Origin of the sequence: Kitasatospora sp. NPDC057595 (assembly GCF_042800875.1) — a bacterium.
Classification (GTDB): domain Bacteria; phylum Actinomycetota; class Actinomycetes; order Streptomycetales; family Streptomycetaceae; genus Kitasatospora.
The window spans coordinates 233,446-256,713 of sequence record NZ_JBHVGL010000004.1; the positions used below are offsets into that span (position 1 = coordinate 233,446).

Genomic DNA, 23,268 nt, shown 5'->3' on the forward strand with positions numbered 1-23,268 from the left:
CAACGGGCGCGTCATCGACCTCAACGTCAGCGGATGCCTGCTGACGAAGCCCGCGGGCAGCGGCTCCGTCTCGGTCGTCAACCCGGGCAACCAGTCGACGGCGGTGGGCGGTTCGGCGAACCTCCAGATCCAGGCGAGCGGCGGTTCGACGCCGTACACCTACACCGCCACGGGGCTGCCGGCCGGCCTGTCGATCAACGCCTCCACCGGCGTGATCAGCGGCACCCCAACTGCGGCCAGCACCTCCAACGTCACCGTGACGGCGAAGGACTCGGCCGCCAGGACGGGCAGCGCGAGCTTCACCTGGACCGTCACCGGCGGTGGCGGCGGCACCTGCACCCCGGCGCAGCTGCTCGGCAACGCGGGCTTCGAGACGGGTACCGCCGCGCCGTGGACGACCTCCAGCGGCGTGGTCGACAACTCGTCCTCGCAGGCGCCGCACGGCGGTACCTGGAAGGCGTGGCTGAACGGCTACGGCTCGACCCACACCGACACGCTGTCCCAGACGGTGAGCATCCCGGCGGGCTGCTCGGCGACGCTGAGCTTCTACCTGCACATCGACACGGCCGAGTCCGGCACGACGGCGTACGACAAGCTGGCCGTCCAGGTCAACGGCACCACGCTGAAGACCTACTCGAACGTCGACGCGGCCGCCGGCTACCAGCTGCGGACCTTCGACCTGTCGGCCTACGCGGGCCAGACGGTGACCCTCAAGTTCACCGGCACCGAGGACGTCTCGCTGCAGACCAGCTTCGTGATCGACGACACCTCGATCGCCACGAGCTGACCTGTCGGTTGACCCCTCCCGCCTGCCGCCCGGCCCCCGAGCCGGGTGGCAGGCGTGTTGTGTGGGCGCTTGCGCGGCGTAGGAAGTCGGACAGGCCGACTTCCTGCTCCCCGCGCACGCGGGTGGCACCTGCTGGTAGGTAGCCGGCCGTGGTTGGCGGCCGATCGGGATGGGTGCCGGTGTGACGTGGCGGTTCCTGCCGTGAGCGCGTTCCGCTGTGCCTGGGTTGCCCGAAGCCAGGATGGTCGGCTTTGGAGGACCGGGGAACCAGGGGTTGCCGGATCCCGCTGATCTGCGGCGTCCGGCCACCGCAGGCACCATCCGTTGCGGCGGGCCGCCGGCTCACCGCGGAGGGGGAAGTTCGCCGAGGAGGACGCGCCCGTCCACCGTCCCGAGCACGAGCCGCCCGGGCGCGGTCGCGGCGAGGGAGAGGGCCACCGTCGGGACACCGCCCACCGAGAGCGGGGCGCGCCGGCGAACAGTGCCGTCGGCCGCGTCGAGGGCGAGGATCTCGCCCGAGAGGAGGGCGGCGAACACGGTGTCGCCGGCGGAGTCGAGCGCCGTGACCGGGTGCTCCACGGGGAACACCCACCGCGGCGCGCCGTCCGGGAAACGGCGGCAGGCGACGAAGGCGGGGTCGGCCTTCGGCCCGCGGTCGACGTGGATCTCGCCGGCGTGGACCAGGGCGCCGCCCGTTCCGTCGCTCCCCGCGAGGCGGACGGCCGGGCCGCCGGTGAGACGACGGGAGCGCTTGCCGTCCCAGTCGAGCGGGAACAGCCGGCGGATCTCCGGCCTGCCGCCCTCGCGCTTCGCGGGGTCGACGGCGACGACCCACTGGTCCTTCCAGTACGTCTTCCTCCCGCCCTGGAGGAACAGTGGTTCGGGGCTGCGCCGCACCCCGAAGTACATGTTGACGGAGTCGAAGCAGCCGAGCGCCGGCCCGGCGGACCGCGTGCCGTCGGGGGCGAGCAGGGTCATCGGGGTGTTCCGCCGGTCGAGGCGGGTGTCGCGGAGGGCGAGCCGGCCGTCGAGGCCGGCGGCGAGGGCGGCGGGGAAGTCGACGTCGACGGTGTCGAGCGTGCTGCCGTCGGCGAGCGAGACCTGTTCGACGAGGCCGGGGACCTCCTCCCATCCGACGCCGTGCGCCCAGCGGCCCGGGCGGGTGACATTGACCCAGGCGGACGTCCGGTCGGGGGAGACGTGCAGTTCGCGTGCGCCCTCCGGGTCGGGCACCGACCACTGCGACTCACCGGACGGCGACCAGCTCTCCAGCTTCGTCCCCTCCAGCGCGGCCAGCACCCGCCCGTCGTCCAGCGCCTCCACCGCCCACACCTGGCGCCGCGGCGACCACGTCACGCCGTGCGCGTCGGCGAGCGCGGCGAGCGCCTCGCGGGCGGCCTGCTCGGCGCCCTCGGGGCGGCGCGACGCCCGGACGCGTGGGCCGGTGAGGTCCCGGTAGGAGATGCTGCGGGGGGCGACCCGGCGCCAGTCGTCGCGTTCGAGGACGGGGGCGAAGCCGTGGGTCTCGGGGGCGTCGTCCGCGTCATCGTCGGGCGGGGCCACGACCAGCTCCAGCGCGCGGCCGTCCTTCCGCCAGCGCACCCGGCGGACTTCCCAGTGGCCTTCGAGCACGGAGGTGGTGGTGCCGTCCTCCAGGTCGACGAGCAGGAGTTCGCCCTCGTACAGGTAGCCGCCGTCGTACGCGCCGGTGCCGACGGCGAGCAGGGGGAGGCGGGGGTGGAGGGCGAGGTCGAGCACGGGCCACCGGCTGTGGACGAGCTGCCGGCAGCGGAGGTCGTCGAGCCCGAAGACGCCGACGCGGTAGCCGTACCAGGAGCCGAGCGCGCGGCCGCCCCACTGCAGGTGGCCGACGCTTCCGCCGACGGCGACCAGCCCGCGCGCGTCGTCACGGACGAGGGCACTGGGCTTCCCGGCCTCGGCGAACGGCCCACCGCCGAGGATCCGGCGGATGTGCAGGGGCTCGTGCATGGGGCTCCTCCGGGCAGATCGTCGGAAGATCCTCGCACGTCATCGGCTGGAGCGGTCGGACGGTCGGACGATGCCGCGCTTCGGGCTCACTCGGGTACTCCGGGCCGGGTACGGGCCCGAGGTCGCCGTCGGGCTCGCGGGGACATCCACAACTCAGCGAGGGATGCGGTGGTGCCACTCCTTGGTGAAGACGACGTTGCCGGCCTCCTCCGCCCGCACCTGGGTGCGGGCGAGGAGGTGGGTGGGGTCGCAGCGGAGTTCGGCGCGGGTGTGGACGGTGACGTCCCAGCCGAGGGCGGGGCGTTCCAGGCGCACGGTGCGGTCGGTGCGGGCCAGCGCGCTGAGCGGGGTGGCGGTGAGGACGCGGTAGGCGGTGACGGTCTGTTCGGCGCGGACCAGGCCGTCGGGGTGGGTGCGGGTGCCGTCGGTGGCGGGGGAGAGCTCGGTGCGCCACTCGCGGCGGCCGATGTCGTGGACGGTGACGCGTTCGGGGTGGGCGGTGAGCGGTTCGGTGAGGTGGAGCGGCGGCGGCAGGGGAAGGGTGGGGGAGCGGAAGGTGAGGTCGTCGGCGTGCGGGGCGGGGCGGTGGACGACGGGGACGGTGAGGGTGGAGCGGGAGGGGTCGAGGGCGAAGCCGGCCGGTTCGGGGCCGGGCCAGGTCCACGGCCAGTAGGTGGAGGAGAGGGCGAGCCGCAGGCGGTGTCCGGTCGGGACGGTGGTGCCGGTCGGGGCGAGTTCCACCACGGCTTCGGCGGGGTCTTCGGCCGGGCCGGCGAGGGCGCGGATGCCGCGGGTGAGCAGGGTCGAGGTGCCGTCGGGGGCGACGGCGCACAGGCGGGCGGCGATCAGCGCGGGGCCGGCGGCCGGTTGGAGGTGCAGGGTCAGCGACGGGGTGCCGAGCAGGTCCAGTGGCTCGGGCAGCGGGCGGGAGTCGAAGCAGACCGAGCGGCCGTCCTCCTCACGCTGGTCGGGCGGCTGGTCGGCGGGGCGGCCGAGCGGGACGTAGGCGCCGGCGTCGAGGCCGGTGTGCTGCGGCGAGTGGACGTGCACCCAGCGGTCCTCGGAGGCGGTGCCGGCGGCGCGCAGCGGGCCGTCCAGGCCGTAGTGGACCTCGCGGAGCCCGGGCGGGGGCCAGGGATCGACGCCGGACCAGTGGCCGGCGCGCCAGCTGCGCAGGGCGGGGGCGGCGAGGGCGCCGGCGTCGATGTCGCGCAGCCAGTGGTCGTACCAGCGCAGCGCCTCGGGGAGGAGTTCGTCGGGCAGACCGTGCGGCCAGGGGCCGAGGACGGCGCGCACCGCGGGGGCGCCGCCGGCGGCGGCGAGGGCGAGCACGGTGGCGGCGGACGGGTCGGACCAGCCGGCGACGGCCAGGGTGGGGACGGCGGCGGCCGGCACGTCGGGGGACGGGGCGGCGAGCCAGTCGGCGAGCGGTGGTTCGAGGGCGTCGAGCCGGGCGAGCCACATCGCCCGCCAGCCGTCGCCGACGTACTGCGGGTCCGGTGGGCGGGCCGCGTCGGCGAGCCGGTCGGTGGCGCGGGTGTGGCCGTCGGCGGCGAGGACGGCGCCGCCGAGGCGGTGCGGGCCGTCGGGGCAGACGACGACCGCGGCGTGCACGGCGTCGGGGGCGAGCGCGGCCAGGCGCAGGGCGGTGTCCCCGGCGGCGCCGGTGCCGAGCAGGCCGACCCGGCCGCTGCACCAGGGTTGGGCGGCGAGCCGGCGGACGACCTCGGCGCCGTCGGCGGCCAGGGTGTCCGCGGCGGCCGGACCGTCGGCGGCCGGGGCGACGCCGCCGGAGTTGCCGTGGCCCCGCGCGTCGACCCGGACGGCGGCGTGGCCGTGGCCGGCGATCCAGGGGTGGTGGCGGGCGTCGTCGGTGGCGGTCCAGTCGGTGAGGCGGCCGGTGGAGTACTCCAGTACGACGGGGACGGGCTCGTCGGTCACCGGGCGCCAGAGGCGGGCGAACAGTTCGGTGCCGTCGGGGAGGGGGACGCGCAGGTCCTCGCGGGTGGTGCGGTAGGGGTACGAGGGCATGGCCGCTCCATCGGGTCCCGGTCGGTGCGCACCGCCGTGGCTCACGCCAGGCCGGTGCGGATCATTCCGACAGTAGGGGAGGAAGCGGGCGCGGGGGCCCCCCGGGGCCGGGCCGGGGCGGCCGGGCCCCCGGGGCGGGGGGGGGGGGCCCGGCCGGCGGAACCCCCCGCGGGGGGGGGTGGGGGGGGCGCCGGCCGCGGGGCCCCCCCCCCGGCGGGTGGTTATCTTCCCTACTTTGGGGGGGCCCGGGGGGGCGCGCGGGGGGGGGGCCGGGCGGGGCGCGCCCGGGACCGGGAGGCGGCAGGGGCCGTCAGGCCTTGCTCAGCCAGGCGGTGGCGTTGAGGGCGAGCGCGGCGTTGGTGCCGGCCGGGTCGTTCCAGCCGTTGAACAGGTTGTTGCCCGGCTGGCCGGTGCCGTCGTCGGCGGGGGAGCTGTCGCCCCAGGCGGCGACCCGGCCCGTGCCGTAGCCGCTGGTGAGGAAGAAGGCGCCGGTGTTCCCGGAGTAGCCGGTGCGGTAGACGATGCCCTTGACCTTGGGGTTGTCGGCCGGCTTGAGGGTGAAAGTGGTGCCGGAGCGCAGGATCGACCCGGTGACGGTGCCGAACGGGCCGTGCAGCACCGGGTCGGCGGCGTCGTTGACGGCGCGCGGGTTGTCGGTGGAGATGTTGGCGATGTCCACCGAGAAGCCGAACGGGTCGTTGTTGTTCACGCCGTTGTTCGTCAGCAGGTCGTTGATGATCGCCGGGGAGTCCCAGCCGTCGTTGTTGCGGTCGCTCTGGTTGTGGTCGGAGATCAGGAAGAGCCCGCCGCCGTTCTGCACGAAGCGAACGATTGCCGACTTTTCCGACGTGGACAGCCGGATGTTCGGCTCCGGCAGCACGAAGGTGTCGAAGTTGGCGAGGTCGAGCGCGGCGCCGGTGCCGTAGCTGATGGTGGAGCCGGCCGGCAGGGTCTTGAGGCTGTACTGGCCGGTCCTCTGCAGGGCGACGCCCCAGGCGGAGAGCGCGCCGGTCCAGCTCTTCTCGGTGGTGGGGTTGGCGTTCTGGGCGAGCGGGTCGGGCTGGGCGGTGGAGATGATCCAGTCGGCGTTGCCGGCGGTCTCGCCCTTGCTGTTGTCGAACAGGACGCGGTGGGGCGGCGCGGTGGTCGCGGCGGAGGCCGGGGCGGGGGCGCCGAGGGTGGCCAGACCGGTGGCGAGCAGGGCGGACGCGGCCAGCGCGGCGGCGGGTCGAAGGTTCATCATATGCCGTCCCTCCAGAGGGGGTTGGGGTTCGGGGCAGCTGAGTATCCGCGCGTAGAACGGCGCTCGCGGGGCACTCCGGGTTACCGCCACTTGTACGGTGCATGACGATCTCGGCGCGGCGGTCCCGCTCCCGGGCCGGCGGTGCCGCCGGCCCGTTCGACCGCTATCCGGTGACCAGGTTGTAATTGCGAATGACTTGCAACTATTTGCGACAAGAAGGAAAGATGGCCCAGCTCCGAGGGCCGGACAGGACCCCGGAGCCCCGACGGCCTCATGAAAGGACCCCCGATGACCGGCCCCCGCTGGCGCGATCGGCTCACCCGTGAGGAGTGGATCCGCCTCGCAGGCATGGGCGGCTTCATCCTCGCCCTGCACGTGATCGGCTGGTTCACCCTGCTCGCGCTCGTCGCGCCCGAGCACTACGACGTCGGCGGCCAGGTCTTCGGCGCCGGCATGGGCCTCACCGCGTACACCCTCGGCATGCGGCACGCCTTCGACGCCGACCACATCGCCGCCATCGACAACACCACCCGCAAGCTGATGGGCCAGGGCAAGCGGCCGCTGTCGGTCGGCTTCTGGTTCTCGCTCGGCCACTCGTCGATCGTCTTCGGCCTCTGCGCGCTGCTGGCCTTCGGCATCCGCTCGCTCGCCGGGCAGATCGAGACGGACGACTCCACCCTGCACGAGACGACCGGCCTGATCGGCGTCACCGTCTCCGGCACCTTCCTGCTCGCCCTCGGCCTGATCAACCTGGGCGCGTTCAACGGCATCCTCAAGGTCTTCCGCCGGATGCGCGAGGGCGAGTTCGACGAGGCCGAGCTGGAGGCGCAGCTGGAGAAGCGCGGCTTCATGAACCGCATCCTCGGCCGGGTGACCAAGGCCGTCACCAAGCCCTGGCACATGTACCCGGTCGGCCTGCTGTTCGGCCTGGGCTTCGACACCGCCACCGAGGTGTCGCTGCTGGTGCTGGCCGGTGGCGCGGCGGCGTTCCAGCTGCCCTGGTACGCGCTGCTGGTGCTGCCGATCCTGTTCGCCGCCGGCATGAGCCTGCTGGACACCATCGACGGCTCGTTCATGAACTTCGCCTACGAGTGGGCGTTCTCCAAGCCGGTCCGCAAGATCTACTACAACCTGACCGTCACCGGCCTGTCCGTCCTGGTCGCCCTGGTCATCGGCTCGATCGAGCTGATCGGGCTGCTCGGCGAGAAGCTCGACATCACCAGCGGGCCGGTCGCCTGGATCGGCGAGCTGAACCTGGACCTCGTCGGCTACGCCATCGTCGGCCTCTTCGTGCTCACCTGGGCGGCGGCGATCGCCTACTGGAAGTTCGGCAACGTCGAGGAGAAGTGGTCGGCCGGGCTCACCGCCGCGGCCGCCGAGAAGGGCGAGTGACGCCACCCGGCGGCCTCGGAGCCGAACGCGGGAGGCCCGCCCGACCTGGTGGTCGGGCGGGCCTCCTTCTTCAGCCGGGTGTCCGGATCAGCAGCTGGTCGTCCAGGACCGCACGCCCGGGAAGGGCAGCGAGTTCCAGCCGGCCGCGCCGATGGCGATCGCCAGGCACCGGTGGTTGTAGTACGCCTTCGAGGCCATGTGCTGCACGTAGCCGGAGTAGGCGCCCGCCGCGAGGGCGAAGCCCGCGCCGACCGGTCCGAGCAGGCCCACGCCGACCCAGATCGGGCCGTAGACGTAGTGGGCGTTGCGGCCGATCTTCCCGGTGTACGCGCGGTTGAAGTAGAAGGTGAGCTGCGCCAGGTACTTCAGGCCGCGCCAGCCGATGTGCGCCTCCAGGTGCGCCCAGAGGCGGCCCCAGGAGTAGTAGCGGGTCTTCGACCAGCTCCAGCGCCCGTCCAGGTCGAAGGAGTTCACCGGGTCGGTCGGGTAGGTGTAGGCGTTGGCGTTGCCGCCCGGGACCGGGTCGGCCTGCAGGAACCGGCCGAGGCTCGGGTCGTACAGCCGGGAGCCCATCAGGACGACGCCGCTGGCGGTGGAGGAGTCGCGCTGCTCGCCGCCGACCCAGCCGTAGCCGGTCACCGGGTCACCGAGGCTGACGCCGTACTCGTCGAAGGCCCGCACGCTCAGCGCCTGGGCCGGGTCCAGCGGCAGCTGGACGGACACGTCGCCGTGCAGGTTGGTGAGCTGCAGGACGGTGCCGTCGGTGGCGCCGGTGATGGCGCCGAGCGTGCCGCCGAGGTCGGTCACGCCGCGGGCGACCGCGCCGTTGCCGGCCTTGGACCAGCTGGGGCTGTCACAGGCGCAGCCGTAGTGGTTCAGGCTGGTGGCCGTGGTGCTCCAGGTGCCGTCGGCGGCCTGGGTCTCGGTGCTGCGGGAGGCCTGCCGGCCGGCCGCGTCCAGCGCCCAGGTGTTGCGCTGGGTGCCCGAGGTCTCGGTGCGGACCAGGTCGTTGGCGTAGTAGCCGAACTGGGCGCCCCTGGGGTGCGTCGTGGTGCGGCCGAAGGCGTCGTACCCGGCGCCCTTCAGCCGGTCGGCCGCGTCGTACTGGGAGCCCACCGTGCTGCTGGTGGAGTCGACGGTGGCCGGGTCGCAGTCCTCCTTGGTGGTGGTCAGCGCGGTCCGGTTGCTGTTCCTGTCGAAGGTGTAGGCGCGGGTGGTGCAGCCGTCCAGGGACTTGTCGGCGGCCTTGGTGAGGCGGCCGGAGGCGTCGTAGCCGAAGACCGACTCGGTGCTGGCGCCGGCGGTCAGCGTGTGTCCGGCCTGCTGGCCGTGGACGGTGAAGTCGGCGTAGTCGGCCAGGACGACGGTGCCGTCGGCGGCGGTGTAGACCTTGCCGGTGAGGGTGCCCTGGGTGTCGTAGCCGTTGGTGAGGACGTAGCCGCCGGGCAGGGTCTGCCTGGTGAGCTTGCCCTCGGAGTCGTACTCGGCGGTCATGGTGCCCGCCACCGAGTCGGTGAGCGACTGCGGCCGGCCGTAGCCGTCGTAGCCCGTGGTGGTGGTGGACGGGGCCGAGTCGGCGCGCTTGACCGGGCGGTCGGCGACGTCGTACTCGGTGGTGGTGACGCTGCCGGCGCCGTCGTCGTAGCCGATGACGCGGCCGAGCCGGTCGAAGGCCGTCCGCACGGTGGCGGTGCCGTCGGTGCTGCCGACGACCCGGCCGGTGGCGGCGTCGTAGGTGGTGGTGGTGTCCGGCACCGCGGTGCCGGTGCCGCCGGTCACCGCGACCTTGGTGGTGCGGCCGGCCGCGTCGGTGGTCGTGGTGGTGGTGCGGGTGACGCCGTTGGCGGTCTCCCGGACCACGGCCGGGCGGCCGTAGCGGTCGTACTCGGTGGTGCTGGTCGGGATCTCCGCCGGGTTGGCGCCGGCGTCGGCCGCCGCGGCGGCCGGGCCGGTGGAGCAGGGCAGGTCGGCCCACTCCGGGCGGCCGGCGCAGGCGCCGGTGCCGGTGGCGGCCCAGTAGGTGGTGACGGTGGTGCCGACGTCGGTGCCGTTCGACTTGGGCAGGGAGGTCCTGACGGCCCGGCCCTGGGCGTCGTACGCGACGGTCTTGGTGAGCTTCAGGCCCGCCGGGTCCTCGGTGGTCTGGGTGGCCAGGCCCTTGGCCCAGTCGTAGGCGGTGACGGTGGTCCGGACGTCGGCGTCGGCGGCGTAGCCGTCGACGCGCGCGCCGATGGTGGCGGTGGTGGGCTCGTTGCTGACCGCGGCGTCGGCCGGACGGCCCTCGTCGTAGGCGGTCGCGGTGTGGGTGCGGGCCGGGACCTCGTCGCCGGCCGGGCGGGCCGGGCTGGCGCCGGAGGCGGCCAGGTCGTGCTCCAGGGTGACCAGGTGCAGCGGGCCGAACTCGTCGGTCTGCCGCTCGCCGTCCGCCGAGTAGGCGGTCAGGGTGGACAGCGCCTGGGCGCGGTCGGCGGTGGTGGCCTTGTCGAGGCCGAGCGCGCGCAGCTTCGCCAGGCCCTCGGCGGAGGCGGACAGGGCGAGCGCCCGGTTCTCCGCGCCCAGCTTGCGCACCGCGTTGCCGTAGGCGTCGTACTCGGTGGTGGTGACGCCGCCCGCGGAGGCGGTGTTGACCTCGCGGCCGGAGGCGTTGGTGTACGTGATGCCCGCCTTGGCGAAGTCGCCCGAGCCGAGCAGCCGGCCGTCGTGGCTGGCCGGCGGCGCGTCGGCGGGGAAGATCGCGGTGGCGTCGGTGGGCGCGTTGGTCTGGCCCCAGGCGGCGACGTCCGCGGTGCCCAGCTTGTACGGGGCGTTGGCGCCGCTCAGCGGCACGTCGTAGACCAGGTTGGTGGCGGCGGTGCCGTTCACCACGTCGGCGCTGCCCTGCTGGAGGGACGGCCGGGAGGCGGCCAGCAGCATGCCCTCACCGGCGGTGGCGGCGTTGCCGGCCTTGCCGTAGGTGAAGGTCCAGGCGAACTCGCCGGGCGGGGTCAGGGTGATCACCCGGCCGGCCGCGTCGTAGGTGTACGCGGTCTTCAGCGCGGGGCTGATCCGCGGGTCCCACTCCTCGCGCAGGCGGGTCATGTCGTCGTAGCGGTACTCGGCGACGGCGACCGGGGTGGCCGCGGTGGCACCGGGCAGGTTGGACCAGAGCCGGACCTGCTTCACCTGGCCGGCCACGTCGCCGAGCGCGGCGGTGGTGGCGGTGGTGGCGTCGGCGTAGACGTACTCCAGGACCCGGCAGCCGTTGGCGGCGGGGTTGGCGGCGCAGGTGGAGTTGGCGACGGCCGTGGTCGGCGCGACGACGAACTTCGGGCGGGCCAGGGTCTTCCCGCCGGTCACGACCTTCTCCGAGACCACCGTGGTGGTGGAGTTGTCGGTGGCCGTCGAGGAGGTGGTGACCTGCCAGGTGGTGGCGGCCGGGTCGACCTTGGCGAAGGTCGTGGTGGCGCCGTTGGTGCTCTTCAGGGTGAAGGCGCCGGTGAGCGCGCCGGTCAGGGTGAGGGTCTCCGCACCGGGCTCGGGCTTCCAGCCGCCGCCGGTGGTGGCGGTGAAGCCGGTCTCGTGGCCGGTGGCGTCGACGACGGACACCGAGGTGGGCGAGGTCTGCCGGACGTACGCCCAGTCCGAGGAGGTGAGCTCGGCCATGGTGCCGGCGCTCCACTGCGGGCCGAAGATGGCCGCCTGGCCCTCCTGCGCGGCGCCGTTCTCGGGGTGCCGGGAGGAGAAGGTGCGGCCGGTGCTCAGGCCGAAGGCGGAGGCGTCGGTCGCGCTGAGGGTGTAGTCACCGGTGAGGGTGTTGACCCGGCCGGGGCCGACCTCGGCGTCCGGCGCGTTGCCGCCGTTGCGGTCGACGGTGATGGTGTTGGGCTCCGAGGCGTCGGTGCCGGTGCCGACGGTGAAGACCGCGCGGACGTCGACCGGGCCGTCGGTGGCCAGGGTGTCGGTGATGTTCCAGGTCAGCGGCGCGGGCTTGCCGCCGGTGACCGCGAACGGCCAGGCGGCGACGGCGCCGCCGGCGGCGGTGGTGACGTTGGCGACCGGGATGTCGGTCCAGGCGGCCGTCTCACCGCGGCGGTACTGGTAGCGCACGCCGGTCGCGGTGGTCTGGCCCTCGGCGGCCAGCGTGGTGCGGCGGGCCGGGCGCTCGCCGGCGCCGGGCGAGGCGAGGGCGGCGCCCTTGCCCGCGTTGAACACGTACGCCTTGTCCGCGGAGACGTTGCCGGCCGCGTCGCGGGTGTGCGCGGTGACGGTGTGCTGGCCGCCCTTGAAGCTGAGCACGGCGGTCACCGGCGTGCCGCTGGTCGCGACGGTCACCCAGGTGCCGCCGTCCAGCCGGTACTGGATGTCCTTCACGTCGCTGGTCGGCGGGGTGAAGGTGAAGCTGCCGGTGAAGGTGCCGGAGGCGTCCGGGGTGCCCGCCCACTGGCCGGCCGGGAAGTCGCCGGAGGAGACCGTGGTGGCCGCCGGGGCGGTGGTGTCGACCGTGAAGGTGCGGAAGCCGGACCAGGCGCTGTTGGCGGTGCCGTCCCAGGAGCGGGAGCGCCACTTGTAGGCGCCGGCCGGCAGCGCGGTGCCCGGGGTCCAGGTGAAGGTGGAGCCGGAGGCCGCCATCGCGGTGCGGCCGGACTGCAGCGCGGCGGTGCCGGCGGACGTCCAGACCTCGAAGTCCAGGGCGATGTTGCCGCCGTCGGGGTCGGTCGCCTTGGCCGACAGGGTCGGCGTGGAGTCGCCGGTCACCGCGGCGTTCGCCGGGGAGACCAGGGTGGAGACGGCCGGCGCGGTGTTGTAGGTCACCGACAGGTAGGGCGTGTTGGAGGCCGCGTTGCCGGAGTTGAACTTCTTCCAGCCGTACGGGTCGGTCTCGTCGGTGGCCCGGATGCCCAGCGTGTTGTTGGCGTTGCCGTTGCCGGCCCAGGCCTGCACCAGCGAGGTGATGTCGGTGTTGGTCCAGCCGGCGGCGCAGGAGCTGGAGTAGCCCTTGGTCGCCGTGGTGGTGGCCCACTTGCGGTTCCAGCCGGGCTGGGCCGTCCAGCGGGTGGCGGTGGTCGCCGTGCCGGTGTCCCAGACCTCCCAGCTCTTGGCGGTGCAGGACCAGGAGTGGAACTCCCACAGGTTGAGCTTGGCGGCGGTGACCTGCTTGCCGCTGATGGCGGCCATCGGGAACTGCAGGAAGGAGCGCGCCACCTGGCTGGAGCCGTTGTTGCCCAGCTTCAGCTCGGTCTGGGAGGAGACGTCGGTGCCGTAGCCCTCCTGGACGAAGGTGTCGAAGCCGACGCCGATGTTGACCGCCGGGTCGATGGTGACCGGGTAGCGGGTCTTCGGGTCGTTGAGGAACGCCGCGTCCGGGGTGAGCGTGAGGTCGACGGCGCTGCCGTTCTGGGTGACCTTCAGGGCGACCGGGGCGGTACGGGTGTGATCGCCGCTGCGCTCGTCGACCTGCGCGTCCCACATCACCGGGGCGGGCAGCTGGCCCTTCTCCTCGCCGGTCTTCGGGTCGAGGAAGGAGACCGAGTTGTCCGCGTTGTGGCGGGCCTGCAGGCCCGCCGCGTCCAGGGTCATCGTGACGGTGCCGTTGGCGCCGACCGCCGTGCGGTCCTTGAGCTCAAGGAACTGCTCGAAGCCGGTCCGGGTGGACTCGATGACGAGGTCGGTGGCGGTGAGCGCGTTCTCGTAGCGGGCCTTGGTGCCGTCCACCTCGGGGGCGGGCAGGGTGCCGCGCCAGGACAGCGACATGGCGGTGCCGTTGCCGTTGTCCAGCGAGACCAGCGGGACGGCCGGGGCCTGCCGGTCGCCCGCGGGGGCACCTGCCGCCTTGAACTTGGAGGCGGCGGCGGCCGGGGTGGCGCCGGCCAGCTTGAGGCCGAGCGGGTGGCCCTTGGCCTTGACGGAGCCGTCGGGCTGCTGGGCCAGGTTCACGTCGATCGGCTGGAGCCTGCCGGAGCCGTCCTTGTACCGGACCGGGCTGGTGGCCATGTCCAGGGTGGTGGTGCCGTCCGGGTTGATCCAGGTGGTGGTGGACTCGGTGCGCTCGCCGACCACCTCGATCCGGCGGTTCTCCAGCCGGGCCTTGAGGTGGGCGGAGGCGATGTCCGCGGCCTCGGCGGCGCCGAGCACCCGGGTGGTGTCGGGCGCGGCGGGCCTGTCCGCGCCGAGGGCGAAGGACTGGCCGCTCGTCAGGGCGACGACGGCGGCCTCGGCGGCCAGGACCACGGCGAGCGCGACCGCGGTGTTGCGCAGGACGCCGTTGCGGCGGCGTGACGCGGGGGCGGCTGGCACGCCGTCCCCGGCGCGGGGCCGGGGTGGGGTGCCGGTCGGGTGTGACATGGGGCTCCTCGACGGTCTTGGTTGAGCGGGGGTTCGTTCTCGACGGCGACATGCGCCCGTCCACGCGGGCAGGGCAGGGCAGGGCAGGGCGAGGCAGGGCAGGGCGGACCCGGAGGCCGGGCTGCCTGGAGATGCCTACGGGCATGCCCATGTCAGTAACGCGCCGGTCAAGCCGTAGGCATGAATCGGCCAAATTTGCGGGTGAGGGGAACCGTCCGAAAACCGGACGGAAGGTCAGGAAGCAGCCGGCGGAGGGCCCCGCGGCCTACGGTGGAGCCGCCACCGCGTAGCGGCGCGCGGGGCCGTCCGCCAGCGCCCGGCCGAGCAGGGCGTGCGCCCGCAGCTCGGCCGCCTCCCGGTGGGCCGCGCGGACGTACAGCACCAGGCCGACGCCTCCCGGGACGGCGCGGGCGCGCACGTGCTCCAGGCCGTCACCCGGAACCGCGCGTGCCCACAGGGCGGCCTGGACGTCGTCGGCTCCGGCCTCGCCCGTCGGCGCGGCGGAGACGTCCAGGAGGGTCAGCTGGACGGCGAACACGGAACGGTCAGTCCCAGCCGATGCCCGGGCCGCTGACCGGGCTGTCCCAGCCGATGGTCCCGGCACCCGCGGCGGTCCGGCCGGTCCCCGGCCCGTCCCAGCCGATGCCGGGGCTGTCCCAGCCGATCCCCGGCCCGTCGGCGGGGGTAGTGGCGGCGAGGGTGACGGCGGACGGAGCGGTCCGCGGGGCGGCGAAGGCGGGGGCGGCGGCGGTGGCGAGGGACAGTGCGAGAGCGGTGGCGGCGAGCAGTCGGACGGTCTTCGGCACGGCGGTTCCTGTTCTGTGCACGGTGGTTCAGGGCGTGTTCGAGAAGGGCGGAGCGTTGCGCGCAGACCGCATCCTCCCGCCGCCCGCCCCCCGTGGGGAGGGAGTGCGGCGGGCAGCATCCGGCCAGGCAGCATGCTGCAACCCCGGGCCGGCCGCCGGGGGTGGCGCCGCCCGCCCGGTTCCCTCCACGGAACAGACCGGACGGTCCGGTTCGGCTCGGCTGACCGGATCAGGCCTTGTGGGGGTGGGGCGGCCGACGGAAGGATCGGGGCTCGGCGGACCGGACGGGTATTCATTCGCTTGAGGCGATGCTGTGACGATCAGGGGTCGTTGACGTGCTGGAACTGCTGGGCCTGGACGCCACCGCGGAAGCCGTGTACCGCGAGATGCTCGCGGATCCGGAGGGCGGAGTGGCCGAACTCTGCGAACGCCTCGAACTCCCCGAACCCGAGGTCCGGGCCGCTCTCGACCGCCTCGCCGACCTCACCCTGCTACGGGCCTCCCGGGAGCGCCCGGGTGCCCTGTGGCCGGTCAGCCCGGAGCGCGGACTGGAGCTGCTGCTGCGCCGTCAGGAAGAGGAACTCGCGCGCCGACAGCAGGAGTTGGCTGTCTCCAAGGCGGCCGTGGCGCGTGCCGTCGCGGAGTACGCCACGCTCCGCTCGGCCACCCTGGTGGACGGCGGCGAGCGACTCGTCGGCCTCGACGCGATCCAGGCCAAGCTGGAGGTGCTGACCGCCCGGCTGACCACCGAGTGCCTGGGCGTGATGCCCGGCGGCGCGCAGTCCGCGGCCAGCCTGGCCGCCTCCCGCCCGCTCGACGAGGACGCCCTGCGGCGCGGCGTCAGCCTGCGCACCATCTACCAGGACAGCGTCCGCAACGACCCGGAGACCTTCGCCTACACGCAGTGGATGACGGACCTGGGCGGCCGGGTGCGCACCGCCCCGGTGCTGCCGCCGCGGATGCTGGTCTTCGACGGGACCACCGCCGTGGTGCCGATCGATCCGGAGAACACCCGGGCCGGCGCGCTGTGCACCGAGGAGCCGGGCATCGTCGCCTCGCTGGTCGCGCTGTTCGAGCAGACCTGGGAGACGGCCGCGCCGCTCGGCGGGGACCCCCGCCCCGAGGACACCGCCACCGGTCTGAGCCCCGGTGAGCGCGAACTGCTGCGGCTGCTGTCCACCGGCCTGACCGACGACGCGGCGGCCAAGCGACTCGGCGTCTCGGTGCGCACGGTGCGCCGGCAGATGGCGGCGCTGATGGAGCGCCTGGAGGCGGCGAGCCGCTTCGAGGCGGGCCTGAAGGCGGCTCAGCGAGGCTGGCTGTAGCCGGTCGCGGCGGTGACCGCGGCGGTGGTCGCGGCGGTGGTCGCGGCCGTGGCGACGATCGTCGGACGTCAGGGAGAAGTTCACTTCCGGGCTCTTGTCCGGCCATTTTCTACGCGCGTATCTTTGGGCGCTGCGGGGGTGGATCCCGGCCCCCGCACGACTTTCTACGCGGGTAGCGGGGCGGGGCGCGCGGTGCGCCCGGCCCGACCGACCCTCACCCACAGCTAGGAGTCCCGTTCCGGTGACCACCCCCACTGCTCCCCGTCCGCGTTCCCGCCGCGCCCTGCTGCGCGCGGCGATCGTCCCGGCCGGTCTCGCCGCCTCCCTGGTGCTGGCCCCCCTGCCGGCCGCCGTGGCCGCGCCCTCCGCCGACGTGCTGATCGCCGAGGTCTACGGCGGTGGCGGCAACTCGGGCGCCACCCTGAAGAACGACTTCGTCGAGCTGGCCAACAAGGGCGGCGCCGCCTTCGGCCTGGACGGCTGGAGCATCCAGTACATATCCGCCACCCCGGGCGCCGGCTCCCAGTGGGGCGTCACCCCGCTGACCGGCTCGATCGCCCCGGGCGGGCGCTACCTGGTCGCCGAGTCGGCCGGCGCGGCGGGCACCGTCGAGCTGCCCACCCCGGACGCGGCCGGCTCGCTGGCGCTCTCCGCCACCAGCGGCACCGTCGCGCTGGTCCGCGGTACCGACCCGCTGACCTGCAAGACCGCCGCCGACTGCGCCGCCGACCCGCGGGTGCGCGACCTCGTCGGCTTCGGCACCGCCGTGGTCCACGAGGGCTCGGCCTCGGTGCCCGGCGCCTCCAACACCGCCTCGGTGGCCCGCAAGGCCGGGCTGCCCGACACCGACGACAACGCGGCCGACCTCGCGGCCGGCGCCCCGACGCCGACCAACAGCCGCGGCGAGGTCGCCGAGGGCTCCACCCCGACCGGTCCGACAGAGCCGGGCACCGTGCGGATCCACGACATCCAGGGGAAGACCCGGGTGTCCGAGCGCACCGGCAAGACGGTCGCGGGCGTGCCCGGCGTCGTCACCGGCGTGCGCGCGTACGGCTCCAAGGGCTTCTGGATCCAGGACCCGAACCCGGACGCCGACCCGGCCACCAGCGAGGGCGTCTTCGTCTACACCGGCTCCGCCAACCCGACCGTCAAGGTCGGCGACTCGGTGCTGGTCACCGGCAAGGTGACGGAGTACTACCCGAACTTCAACGGCGGCTCGCAGTCGCTCACCCAGCTGACCAACCCGGCCGTCACCGTGCTCTCCTCCGGCAACCCGCTGCCGGCCCCGGTGGTCGTCGACACCCGCAACATCCCGGGCACCTACAGCCCGCAGGCCGGCGCCGACGGCACCGTCAACGGCGTCGCCCTGGACCCGGAGAAGTACACCCTCGACTTCTACGAGTCGCTGGAGGGCATGCTGGTCGAGGTCCGCGACGTGCGGGTGGTCCAGGCCACCGACAAGTACAACGAGCTGTGGGTCGCCGCCGACAAGCAGGACCAGAAGAGCAAGCGGGGCGGCCTGCTCTACGAGTCCTACGCCGAGCCGAACGTCGGCCGTCTGATGGTCCAGCAGCAGGCGCCGGTCTCCCAGCAGCCCTTCCCGGTCGCCAACGTGGGCGACGTGCTGACCGGCACCACCAGCGGCCCGCTGGACTACAACCAGTTCGGCGGCTACACCCTGGTCGCCGGCACCCTCGGCGCGCTCCAGGACAACCACCTGCAGCGCGAGGTCACCGCCCAGGCCGGCGAGCGCGAACTCACCGTCGCCACCTACAACGTGGAGAACCTGGCCGCCACCAACCCGGACGCCAAGTTCGCCGAGCTGGCCGCCGGCATCGTCACCCACCTGCGCTCGCCCGACATCGTCGCCCTGGAGGAGATCCAGGACAACAACGGTGCCAAGAACGACGGCACCGTGGACGCGAGCCAGACCGTGGCCAAGTTCATCGCCGCGATCAAGGCGGCCGGCGGCCCGGCCTACGACTGGCGCTCGGTCGACCCGCAGGACGGCAAGGACGGCGGCGAGCCCGGCGGCAACATCCGCCAGGTCTTCCTGTTCAACCCGCAGCGGGTGTCCTTCACCGACATCCCCGGCGGCACCGCCACCACCGCCGTGGACGTCGCCGGCACCGGCGCCGCCGCCTCGCTGACCGCCTCGCCCGGCCGGATCGCCCCCACCGACGAGGCGTGGACCAGCAGCCGCAAGCCGCTGGTCGGCCAGTTCTCCTTCCGTGGCAAGAAGGTCTTCGTCATCGCCAACCACTTCAACAGCAAGGGCGGCGACCAGGGCATCGACAGCCGCTTCCAGGCCCCGACCCGCTCCTCCGAGGTCCAGCGGATCAAGCAGGCCACCGTGGAGCAGGCCTTCGTGGCCAAGCTGCTGGCCGCCGACAAGGAGGCCAAGGTGGTCTCGGTCGGCGACTTCAACGACTACCAGTTCTCGCCCGCGCTGGCCGCGCTCACCAAGGACGGCGTGCTGCGCGACCTGGTGAACGAGCTGCCGGAGAAGGAGCAGTACTCGTACGTCTACCAGGGCAACTCGCAGGTGCTGGACCACATCCTGGTCAGCCCGGAGGTCGGGTACGCCAAGTACGACGTGGTGCACATCAACGCCGAGTTCGCCCAGCAGGCGAGCGACCACGACCCGCAGGTGGTCCGCATCAAGCCGTGAGGCCGCCGGGCGCACGACCGAGGGGGCGGTGACCGGGGTCCGGTCACCGCCCCCTCGGGCAGTTCCTACCGGAGGGCGGCCAGTACGGCGTCCGCCATGACCCGCTCGCCGGTCGCGTTCGGGTGGAAGGGGACGGCCGGGGAGCCGGGCAGCGCGCCCTCGATCCAGGGGGCGTCCGAGCAGACGTCGTGCCCGCGGGTCGGGGCGGCGGTGTCCACGTAGCCGGCGCCGACCGCCGCGGCAGTGGACCGCAGCATCCCGTTGAGCCGGTCGAGCACGCCGTGCAGGTACGGGACGTCGCCCGGGGCGAGCGGCTGGCGCAGCACGCAGGACGCGCCGTCGGCGGGCAGTACCGAGGGGTAACCGACCAGCAGGACGCGGGCGTTGGGGGCCTTGGCGCGCAGCTTCCGCACGGTGTCCGCGAGCCGGGGTCCGGTGGCGTCGATCCGGTCGGCGAGGTCGTCGTCGCCGTACTGCCAGGACCAGGTGGACCAGTCCCAGTAGCCGTGGTGGTAGACGTCGGTGCACGGGGTGCCGAGCGGGTTGACCACCGCGCCGGCGATGCAGGTGGCGATCACGTCGCCGATCCCGATGTCGCTGTCGCCGAGGTCGTTGCCGCCGATCCCGAGGGTGATCAGGTCGGTGTCCGGGGTCACCGCGTCGATCTGCGGGTCGTTGACCCGCAGGAAGGCGTCGTACTGGGCCTGGGTGATCGACTTGACCTTGGCGGCGGCGCAGGTGACGTCGCGGTAGGCGGCGGCGTTCAGGGCGGCGGCGACCAGGTGGCCGTAGTCGCGATCGGAGCGCAGGCAGAGACCGGCCGACTGGTTCGGGACGCCGGCGCCGGACGCGTAGGAGTCGCCGAGCGCCACGTAGCGGTGCGGGGCGGGAGTGGCGGCCTGGGCGCCGGTGGCGGTCATCGCGAGGGCGGCGCCGAGTGCGGTGGACACGAGCAGCAGGGAATTCCGGGCACGGCGGAGCACGGTTCCTCCTGGGGGAGAGAAACGGGTGGGGGACGTACCAGCCGGGCCACAGCTACTACCGACAGGTAAGTTACTGGCAGGTTTCGCCGCCGTCCATGCCGCGCGCAGACATTTCCGGAAATCCGCCAGAGGTTTCGCCGATCGGTTTCGGAGGGTGTCCCGGCGGGAATTTCGAATTTCGCTCCACGGTGTGTCGAAGTCATTTCCGAAACGGGGCGGAGCGGAATGCGCGCGACCGTCCGCCGCCGGTCTGGAGGAGCTGCCGGATGGCCATGGACGCCGACGTCGTCGTCATCGGAGCCGGACTCGCGGGCCTCGCCGCGACCGCCGAACTCGTCGACGCCGGGCGACGGGTGATCCTGCTCGACCAGGAACCCGCTTCCTCGCTCGGCGGCCAGGCGCGCTGGTCGCCCGGCGGGCTGTTCCTGGTCGGCTCGCCCGAGCAGCGCCGGCTGCGGATCCGCGACTCGCACGGCCTCGCCCGGCGGGACTGGCTCGGTTCGGCCGGCTTCGACCGGCCCGAGGACCGCTGGCCGCGCCGCTGGGCCGAGGCCTACGTCGGGTTCGCCGCGGGGGAGGAGCGGGCCTGGCTGCGCGCGCTGGGCGTGCGGTTCCTCCCGGTCGTCGGCTGGGCCGAGCGCGGCGGGCCGCTCGCCGACGGCCCCGGCAACTCGGTGCCGCGCCTCCACCTCGTCCGGGGCGCCGGCCCGGCACTGCTGGAGCCCTTCGTCCGCAAGGTCCGCGCGGCCGCCGCTCGCGGGCTGGTCGACCTGCGCTTCCGGCACCGGGTCACCGGCCTGGCCACGAGCGCGGGCGCCCTCGACACGGTGACCGGCGAGGTGCTGGTGCCGAGCGCGGCGGCGCGCGGCGAGGCCGGCTCCCGGGAGCCGGCCGGCCGCTTCGAACTGCGCGCGCAGGCCGTGATCGTCGCCTCCGGCGGCATCGGCGGCAACCTCGACCTGGTCCGCCGGGCCTGGCCGGCCCGGCTCGGCCCCCCGCCCGGGCGGCTGCTGCGCGGGGTGCCCGCGCACGTCGACGGGCTGATGCTGGGCGTCGCCGCCGGCGCCGGGGCCGCGCTGGTCAACGGCGACCGGATGTGGCACTGCGCCGAGGGCGTCACCGACCGGGACCCGGTCTGGCCCGGGCACGGCATCCGCATCCTGCCCGGCCCCTCCTCGCTCCGGCTCGACGCCCTGGGCCGCCGGCTGCCCGCCCCGCTGTTCCCCGGCTTCGACACCCTCGGCACCCTGGAGCACCTCGGAACCACCGGGTACGAGCACAGCTGGTTCGTGCTCAACCGGAGGATCGTCGGGAAGGAGTTCACCCTCTCCGGCTCGGGGCAGCGTCCCGGTCCCACCGGCGGCTCACTGCCCGCCGCGCTCCGGCGGGCCCTGCCCGGCGTCCCCGGCCCGGTGCGCACCCAGCTCGCCCACGGGCCCGACTTCGTCGTCGCGGGCAACCTGCGCGACCTCGCCCGCGCGATGAACGCCAGGGCGCGGGCCCCGCTGATCGACACCGCCGAGCTGCGCCACGTCGTCGAGGCCCGGGACCGCCGGCCGGCCGACCCCTCCGCCGAGGACCCCCAGATGACCGCCCTGCGCGGCGCCCGCCGCTACCTCGGTGACCGGCTGCTGCACACCGCCGCCCCGCACCGCATCCTCGACCCGGACGCCGCCCCGCTGATCGCCGTCCGGCTCTCGGTGCTCACCCGCACGTCGCTCGGCGGTCTGCACACCGATCTCTCGGCCCGCGCCCTGCGCCCCGACGGCTCCGTGCTCGACGGTCTCTACGCCGCCGGCGAGGCCTCCGGTTTCGGCGGCGGCGGCCTGCACGGTCACCGCTCCCTGGAGGGCACCTTCCTCGGCGGCTGCCTCTTCTCCGGCCGCATCGCGGGCCGCGCGGCCGCGCGGGCCACGGCGTGACCGCCGGGGCGGCGTCCGCGACCACGAAGCGCACCCGGACGGAGTCCTCGACGACGTTGCTGTCGCGCTCGGTCCCGCCCCGGACGCCGATCACCCGGGCGCGCGGCCGTGCTCCGCAGCGGCGGATCCGGTACGTCGTCGAGGCTTGCGCCCCGGCGAGGTACGAACTGCCGCCCACGAACGTGACGACCGCGAGCGCTACGAGGTTCACGGCCCGGAGCCTGGCCGCCGGGGCGCTCCCGCGGTCACCGCCGCTGCACTCAACTGCCGCTCTTCGGCGCGGAGTTCGCCATTCCGTTGTCGACGATGCCGAGGCGCAGGTGGTCGACGTGGTAGACCGCCTGGTCGAGCAGGGCCGCGACGTGGTCGTCGTGCAGCGAGTAGACGACCGAGCGGCCGCGGCGCTCGCCGACCACCAGGCCGAGGTTGCGCAGCAGGCGCAGCTGGTGGGAGCAGGCGGACTGCTCCATGCCGACGGCGTCGGCGAGCTCGGTGGCGGCCCGCGGCCCTTCGCGGAGCTCGGCCAGGATCAGCAGGCGCGAGGGGGTGGCGAGGGCCTGGAGGGTGCTCGCCACCTTGGCGGCGTTGGAGGCGTCCAGGCGCATCCGCGGCACGGTGTTCTCGGCGGCTGCGTGTCCCATGGGTGAATCCTACGGGGCGCGGATGCGGGGGGACGCGGGCCCGGGGGAACGGCACCCTGGCCCTCTCCCGGCGGGCCCGCCGGCCGGTGGTGCGGAACCTGGTGATCGCGGGGGCGGCCATCGCCCTGCTGGTCACCCGGGACCCGGCGGGTACGCTGCCCCTGCCGCTCGGCGTCGCCGGGCACGAGGGCTCCACCGTGATCGTCGGCCACCACGGCTTGCGGCTGCCGCGCGAACGGGGGTGGCGGCGGGCCCTGCGGAACGAGGAGGGCCGAGGACGATGAGCCGACGCGAGCGCGAGCGTGAACGGGCCGGGGGGAAGGCCGAGGGGAAGGCGGGCGGCCGCGGCCCGGCGTCCCCGGTGACCGTCACCGTCTGCCGGGGCTGCTGCTGCGGCACCCAGGAGAAGCACCCCGGTGTCGACCACGCCGGCCAGTACGAGCGGCTGCGCACCGCGGTCGGCGACACGGGCCGGGTCCGGGCCGTCAAGTGCCTGGACACCTGTGCGCACTCCAACGTCGTCGTGGTCGGCCCCTCCAGCGAGGGCCGCGCGGCCGGCGGCCGACCGGTCTGGCTCGGCTGGGTGCTCGCCGACGACATGATCGAGGAGATCGCCGAGTGGGTGCGGGCCGGCGGTCCCGGCCTCGCCGACCCGCCGGGGATGCTCGACCTCCAGCAGATCGCCGTCTCCCGCCGCGTGAGCGCGGGCCTGCCGGGCTGAGCAGGGCCCGCCCGGGAAGCGGCGGTCAGCGCCTACCATGACCTGGGCCCCCTCCGTCGGGCCCGGGTTCCGACCGGGAGGAAGACGATGACCACGGTCTGCCGCATCTGCGCGGGCACCGGCCGCACCGCCGGCCTCAGCTGCCGCACCTGCCAGGGCACCGGCACCACCGAGGTCGGCGGCGGCGGGGGCAACTGCTTCCTCTGCGACGGCACCGGCGTCTACGTCCGCTACCGGGTCGACGCCACCGGCGCCAAGCACGCCTACCGCGACGAGATCTGCCGCACCTGCGACGGCACCGGCAACCGGGCGGCGTCCCCCTGGGACGAGGCGTCCTGAGCACGGCCCTCTGACACCCCGTCGAGCCCTCGGCCCCGCGCCCCGTCCGCGGTCCCGGCCGACGGGACGCGGCAGGTGACGGTTGGTCTGTGCGGGT

14 protein-coding genes and 2 pseudogenes are annotated in these 23,268 nt (G+C 74.2%); 8 read left to right on the forward strand and 8 right to left on the reverse strand.

The window, feature by feature from the left end; translation table 11 throughout:
- Positions 1–55: 55 nt before the first annotated feature.
- Positions 56–787 (forward strand): annotated as a pseudogene (locus ACFU9E_RS09395) (putative Ig domain-containing protein); the annotation flags it as partial.
- Between the two features lie 342 nt (positions 788–1,129).
- Here the strand turns inward: ACFU9E_RS09395 and ACFU9E_RS09400 are convergent.
- From ACFU9E_RS09400 to ACFU9E_RS09410, 3 genes are all read right to left on the reverse strand, one after another.
- A complete protein-coding gene (locus ACFU9E_RS09400) occupies positions 1,130–2,776 on the reverse strand; it encodes a hypothetical protein (RefSeq protein ID WP_380682923.1) in 1,647 nt (548 codons plus the stop codon).
- Positions 2,777–2,929: 153 nt separating this feature from the next.
- Positions 2,930–4,807: a CocE/NonD family hydrolase gene (locus tag ACFU9E_RS09405; RefSeq protein ID WP_380682924.1), complete on the reverse strand. Its 1,878-nt coding sequence runs from the start codon at positions 4,805–4,807 to the stop codon at positions 2,930–2,932.
- A gap of 310 nt (positions 4,808–5,117) precedes the next feature.
- Positions 5,118–6,050, reverse strand: coding sequence for a hydrolase (locus ACFU9E_RS09410; protein ID WP_380714875.1), 933 nt, complete (start codon positions 6,048–6,050; stop codon positions 5,118–5,120).
- Between the two features lie 288 nt (positions 6,051–6,338).
- Here ACFU9E_RS09410 and ACFU9E_RS09415 point away from each other — a divergent pair, with 288 nt between their 5' ends.
- Positions 6,339–7,442: a HoxN/HupN/NixA family nickel/cobalt transporter gene (locus ACFU9E_RS09415; protein WP_380690009.1), complete on the forward strand. Its 1,104-nt coding sequence runs from the start codon at positions 6,339–6,341 to the stop codon at positions 7,440–7,442.
- Positions 7,443–7,529: 87 nt separating this feature from the next.
- Here the strand turns inward: ACFU9E_RS09415 and ACFU9E_RS09420 are convergent, their stop codons facing one another.
- The 3 genes from ACFU9E_RS09420 to ACFU9E_RS09430 all read right to left on the reverse strand — a co-directional run bounded on the left by ACFU9E_RS09420 (position 7,530) and on the right by ACFU9E_RS09430 (position 14,569).
- The gene (locus ACFU9E_RS09420) at positions 7,530–13,763 is read right to left on the reverse strand and encodes a DNRLRE domain-containing protein (RefSeq protein ID WP_380685035.1); all 6,234 of its coding nucleotides are present in this window, start codon (positions 13,761–13,763) and stop codon (positions 7,530–7,532) included.
- A gap of 265 nt (positions 13,764–14,028) precedes the next feature.
- The gene (locus ACFU9E_RS09425; RefSeq protein ID WP_380685037.1) at positions 14,029–14,301 is read right to left on the reverse strand and encodes a hypothetical protein; all 273 of its coding nucleotides are present in this window, start codon (positions 14,299–14,301) and stop codon (positions 14,029–14,031) included.
- A gap of 7 nt (positions 14,302–14,308) precedes the next feature.
- Positions 14,309–14,569: a hypothetical protein gene (locus tag ACFU9E_RS09430; RefSeq protein WP_380685038.1), complete on the reverse strand. Its 261-nt coding sequence runs from the start codon at positions 14,567–14,569 to the stop codon at positions 14,309–14,311.
- A 335-nt stretch (positions 14,570–14,904) separates the two neighbouring features.
- Here ACFU9E_RS09430 and ACFU9E_RS09435 point away from each other — a divergent pair, with 335 nt between their 5' ends.
- Entirely contained in the window at positions 14,905–15,894 is a 990-nt protein-coding gene (locus ACFU9E_RS09435) for a LuxR C-terminal-related transcriptional regulator (RefSeq protein WP_380685039.1), read from the forward strand.
- Positions 15,895–16,135: 241 nt separating this feature from the next.
- The gene (locus tag ACFU9E_RS09440) at positions 16,136–18,565 is read left to right on the forward strand and encodes a lamin tail domain-containing protein (RefSeq protein ID WP_380685040.1); all 2,430 of its coding nucleotides are present in this window, start codon (positions 16,136–16,138) and stop codon (positions 18,563–18,565) included.
- 65 nt (positions 18,566–18,630) lie between these two features.
- On the opposite strand, the gene ACFU9E_RS09445 is transcribed toward ACFU9E_RS09440, so the two are convergent.
- Positions 18,631–19,515 (reverse strand): SGNH/GDSL hydrolase family protein, encoded by an 885-nt coding sequence (locus ACFU9E_RS09445; protein ID WP_380685913.1) that lies wholly within the window; start codon positions 19,513–19,515, stop codon positions 18,631–18,633.
- A 299-nt stretch (positions 19,516–19,814) separates the two neighbouring features.
- Here ACFU9E_RS09445 and ACFU9E_RS09450 point away from each other — a divergent pair, with 299 nt between their 5' ends.
- Positions 19,815–21,470 (forward strand): FAD-binding dehydrogenase, encoded by a 1,656-nt coding sequence (locus ACFU9E_RS09450; RefSeq protein ID WP_380714877.1) that lies wholly within the window; start codon positions 19,815–19,817, stop codon positions 21,468–21,470.
- Between the two features lie 260 nt (positions 21,471–21,730).
- Here ACFU9E_RS09450 and ACFU9E_RS09455 read toward each other — a convergent pair whose 3' ends face one another.
- Positions 21,731–22,111, reverse strand: a complete 381-nt coding sequence (locus tag ACFU9E_RS09455; RefSeq protein WP_380685917.1) for an ArsR/SmtB family transcription factor — start codon at positions 22,109–22,111, stop codon at positions 21,731–21,733.
- Between the two features lie 56 nt (positions 22,112–22,167).
- Here ACFU9E_RS09455 and ACFU9E_RS09460 point away from each other — a divergent pair.
- From ACFU9E_RS09460 to ACFU9E_RS09470, 3 genes and pseudogenes are all read left to right on the forward strand, one after another.
- A pseudogene (locus ACFU9E_RS09460) lies at positions 22,168–22,395 on the forward strand (heavy metal translocating P-type ATPase); the annotation flags it as partial.
- Complete coding sequence (locus ACFU9E_RS09465) at positions 22,392–22,832, forward strand: (2Fe-2S) ferredoxin domain-containing protein (protein ID WP_380685919.1); 441 nt, start codon at positions 22,392–22,394, stop codon at positions 22,830–22,832. The pseudogene ACFU9E_RS09460 and the gene ACFU9E_RS09465, both read left to right, overlap by 4 nt.
- Positions 22,833–22,919: 87 nt before the next feature.
- A complete protein-coding gene (locus ACFU9E_RS09470) occupies positions 22,920–23,171 on the forward strand; it encodes a hypothetical protein (protein WP_030302164.1) in 252 nt (83 codons plus the stop codon).
- The last annotated feature ends 97 nt before the right edge of the window (positions 23,172–23,268 follow it).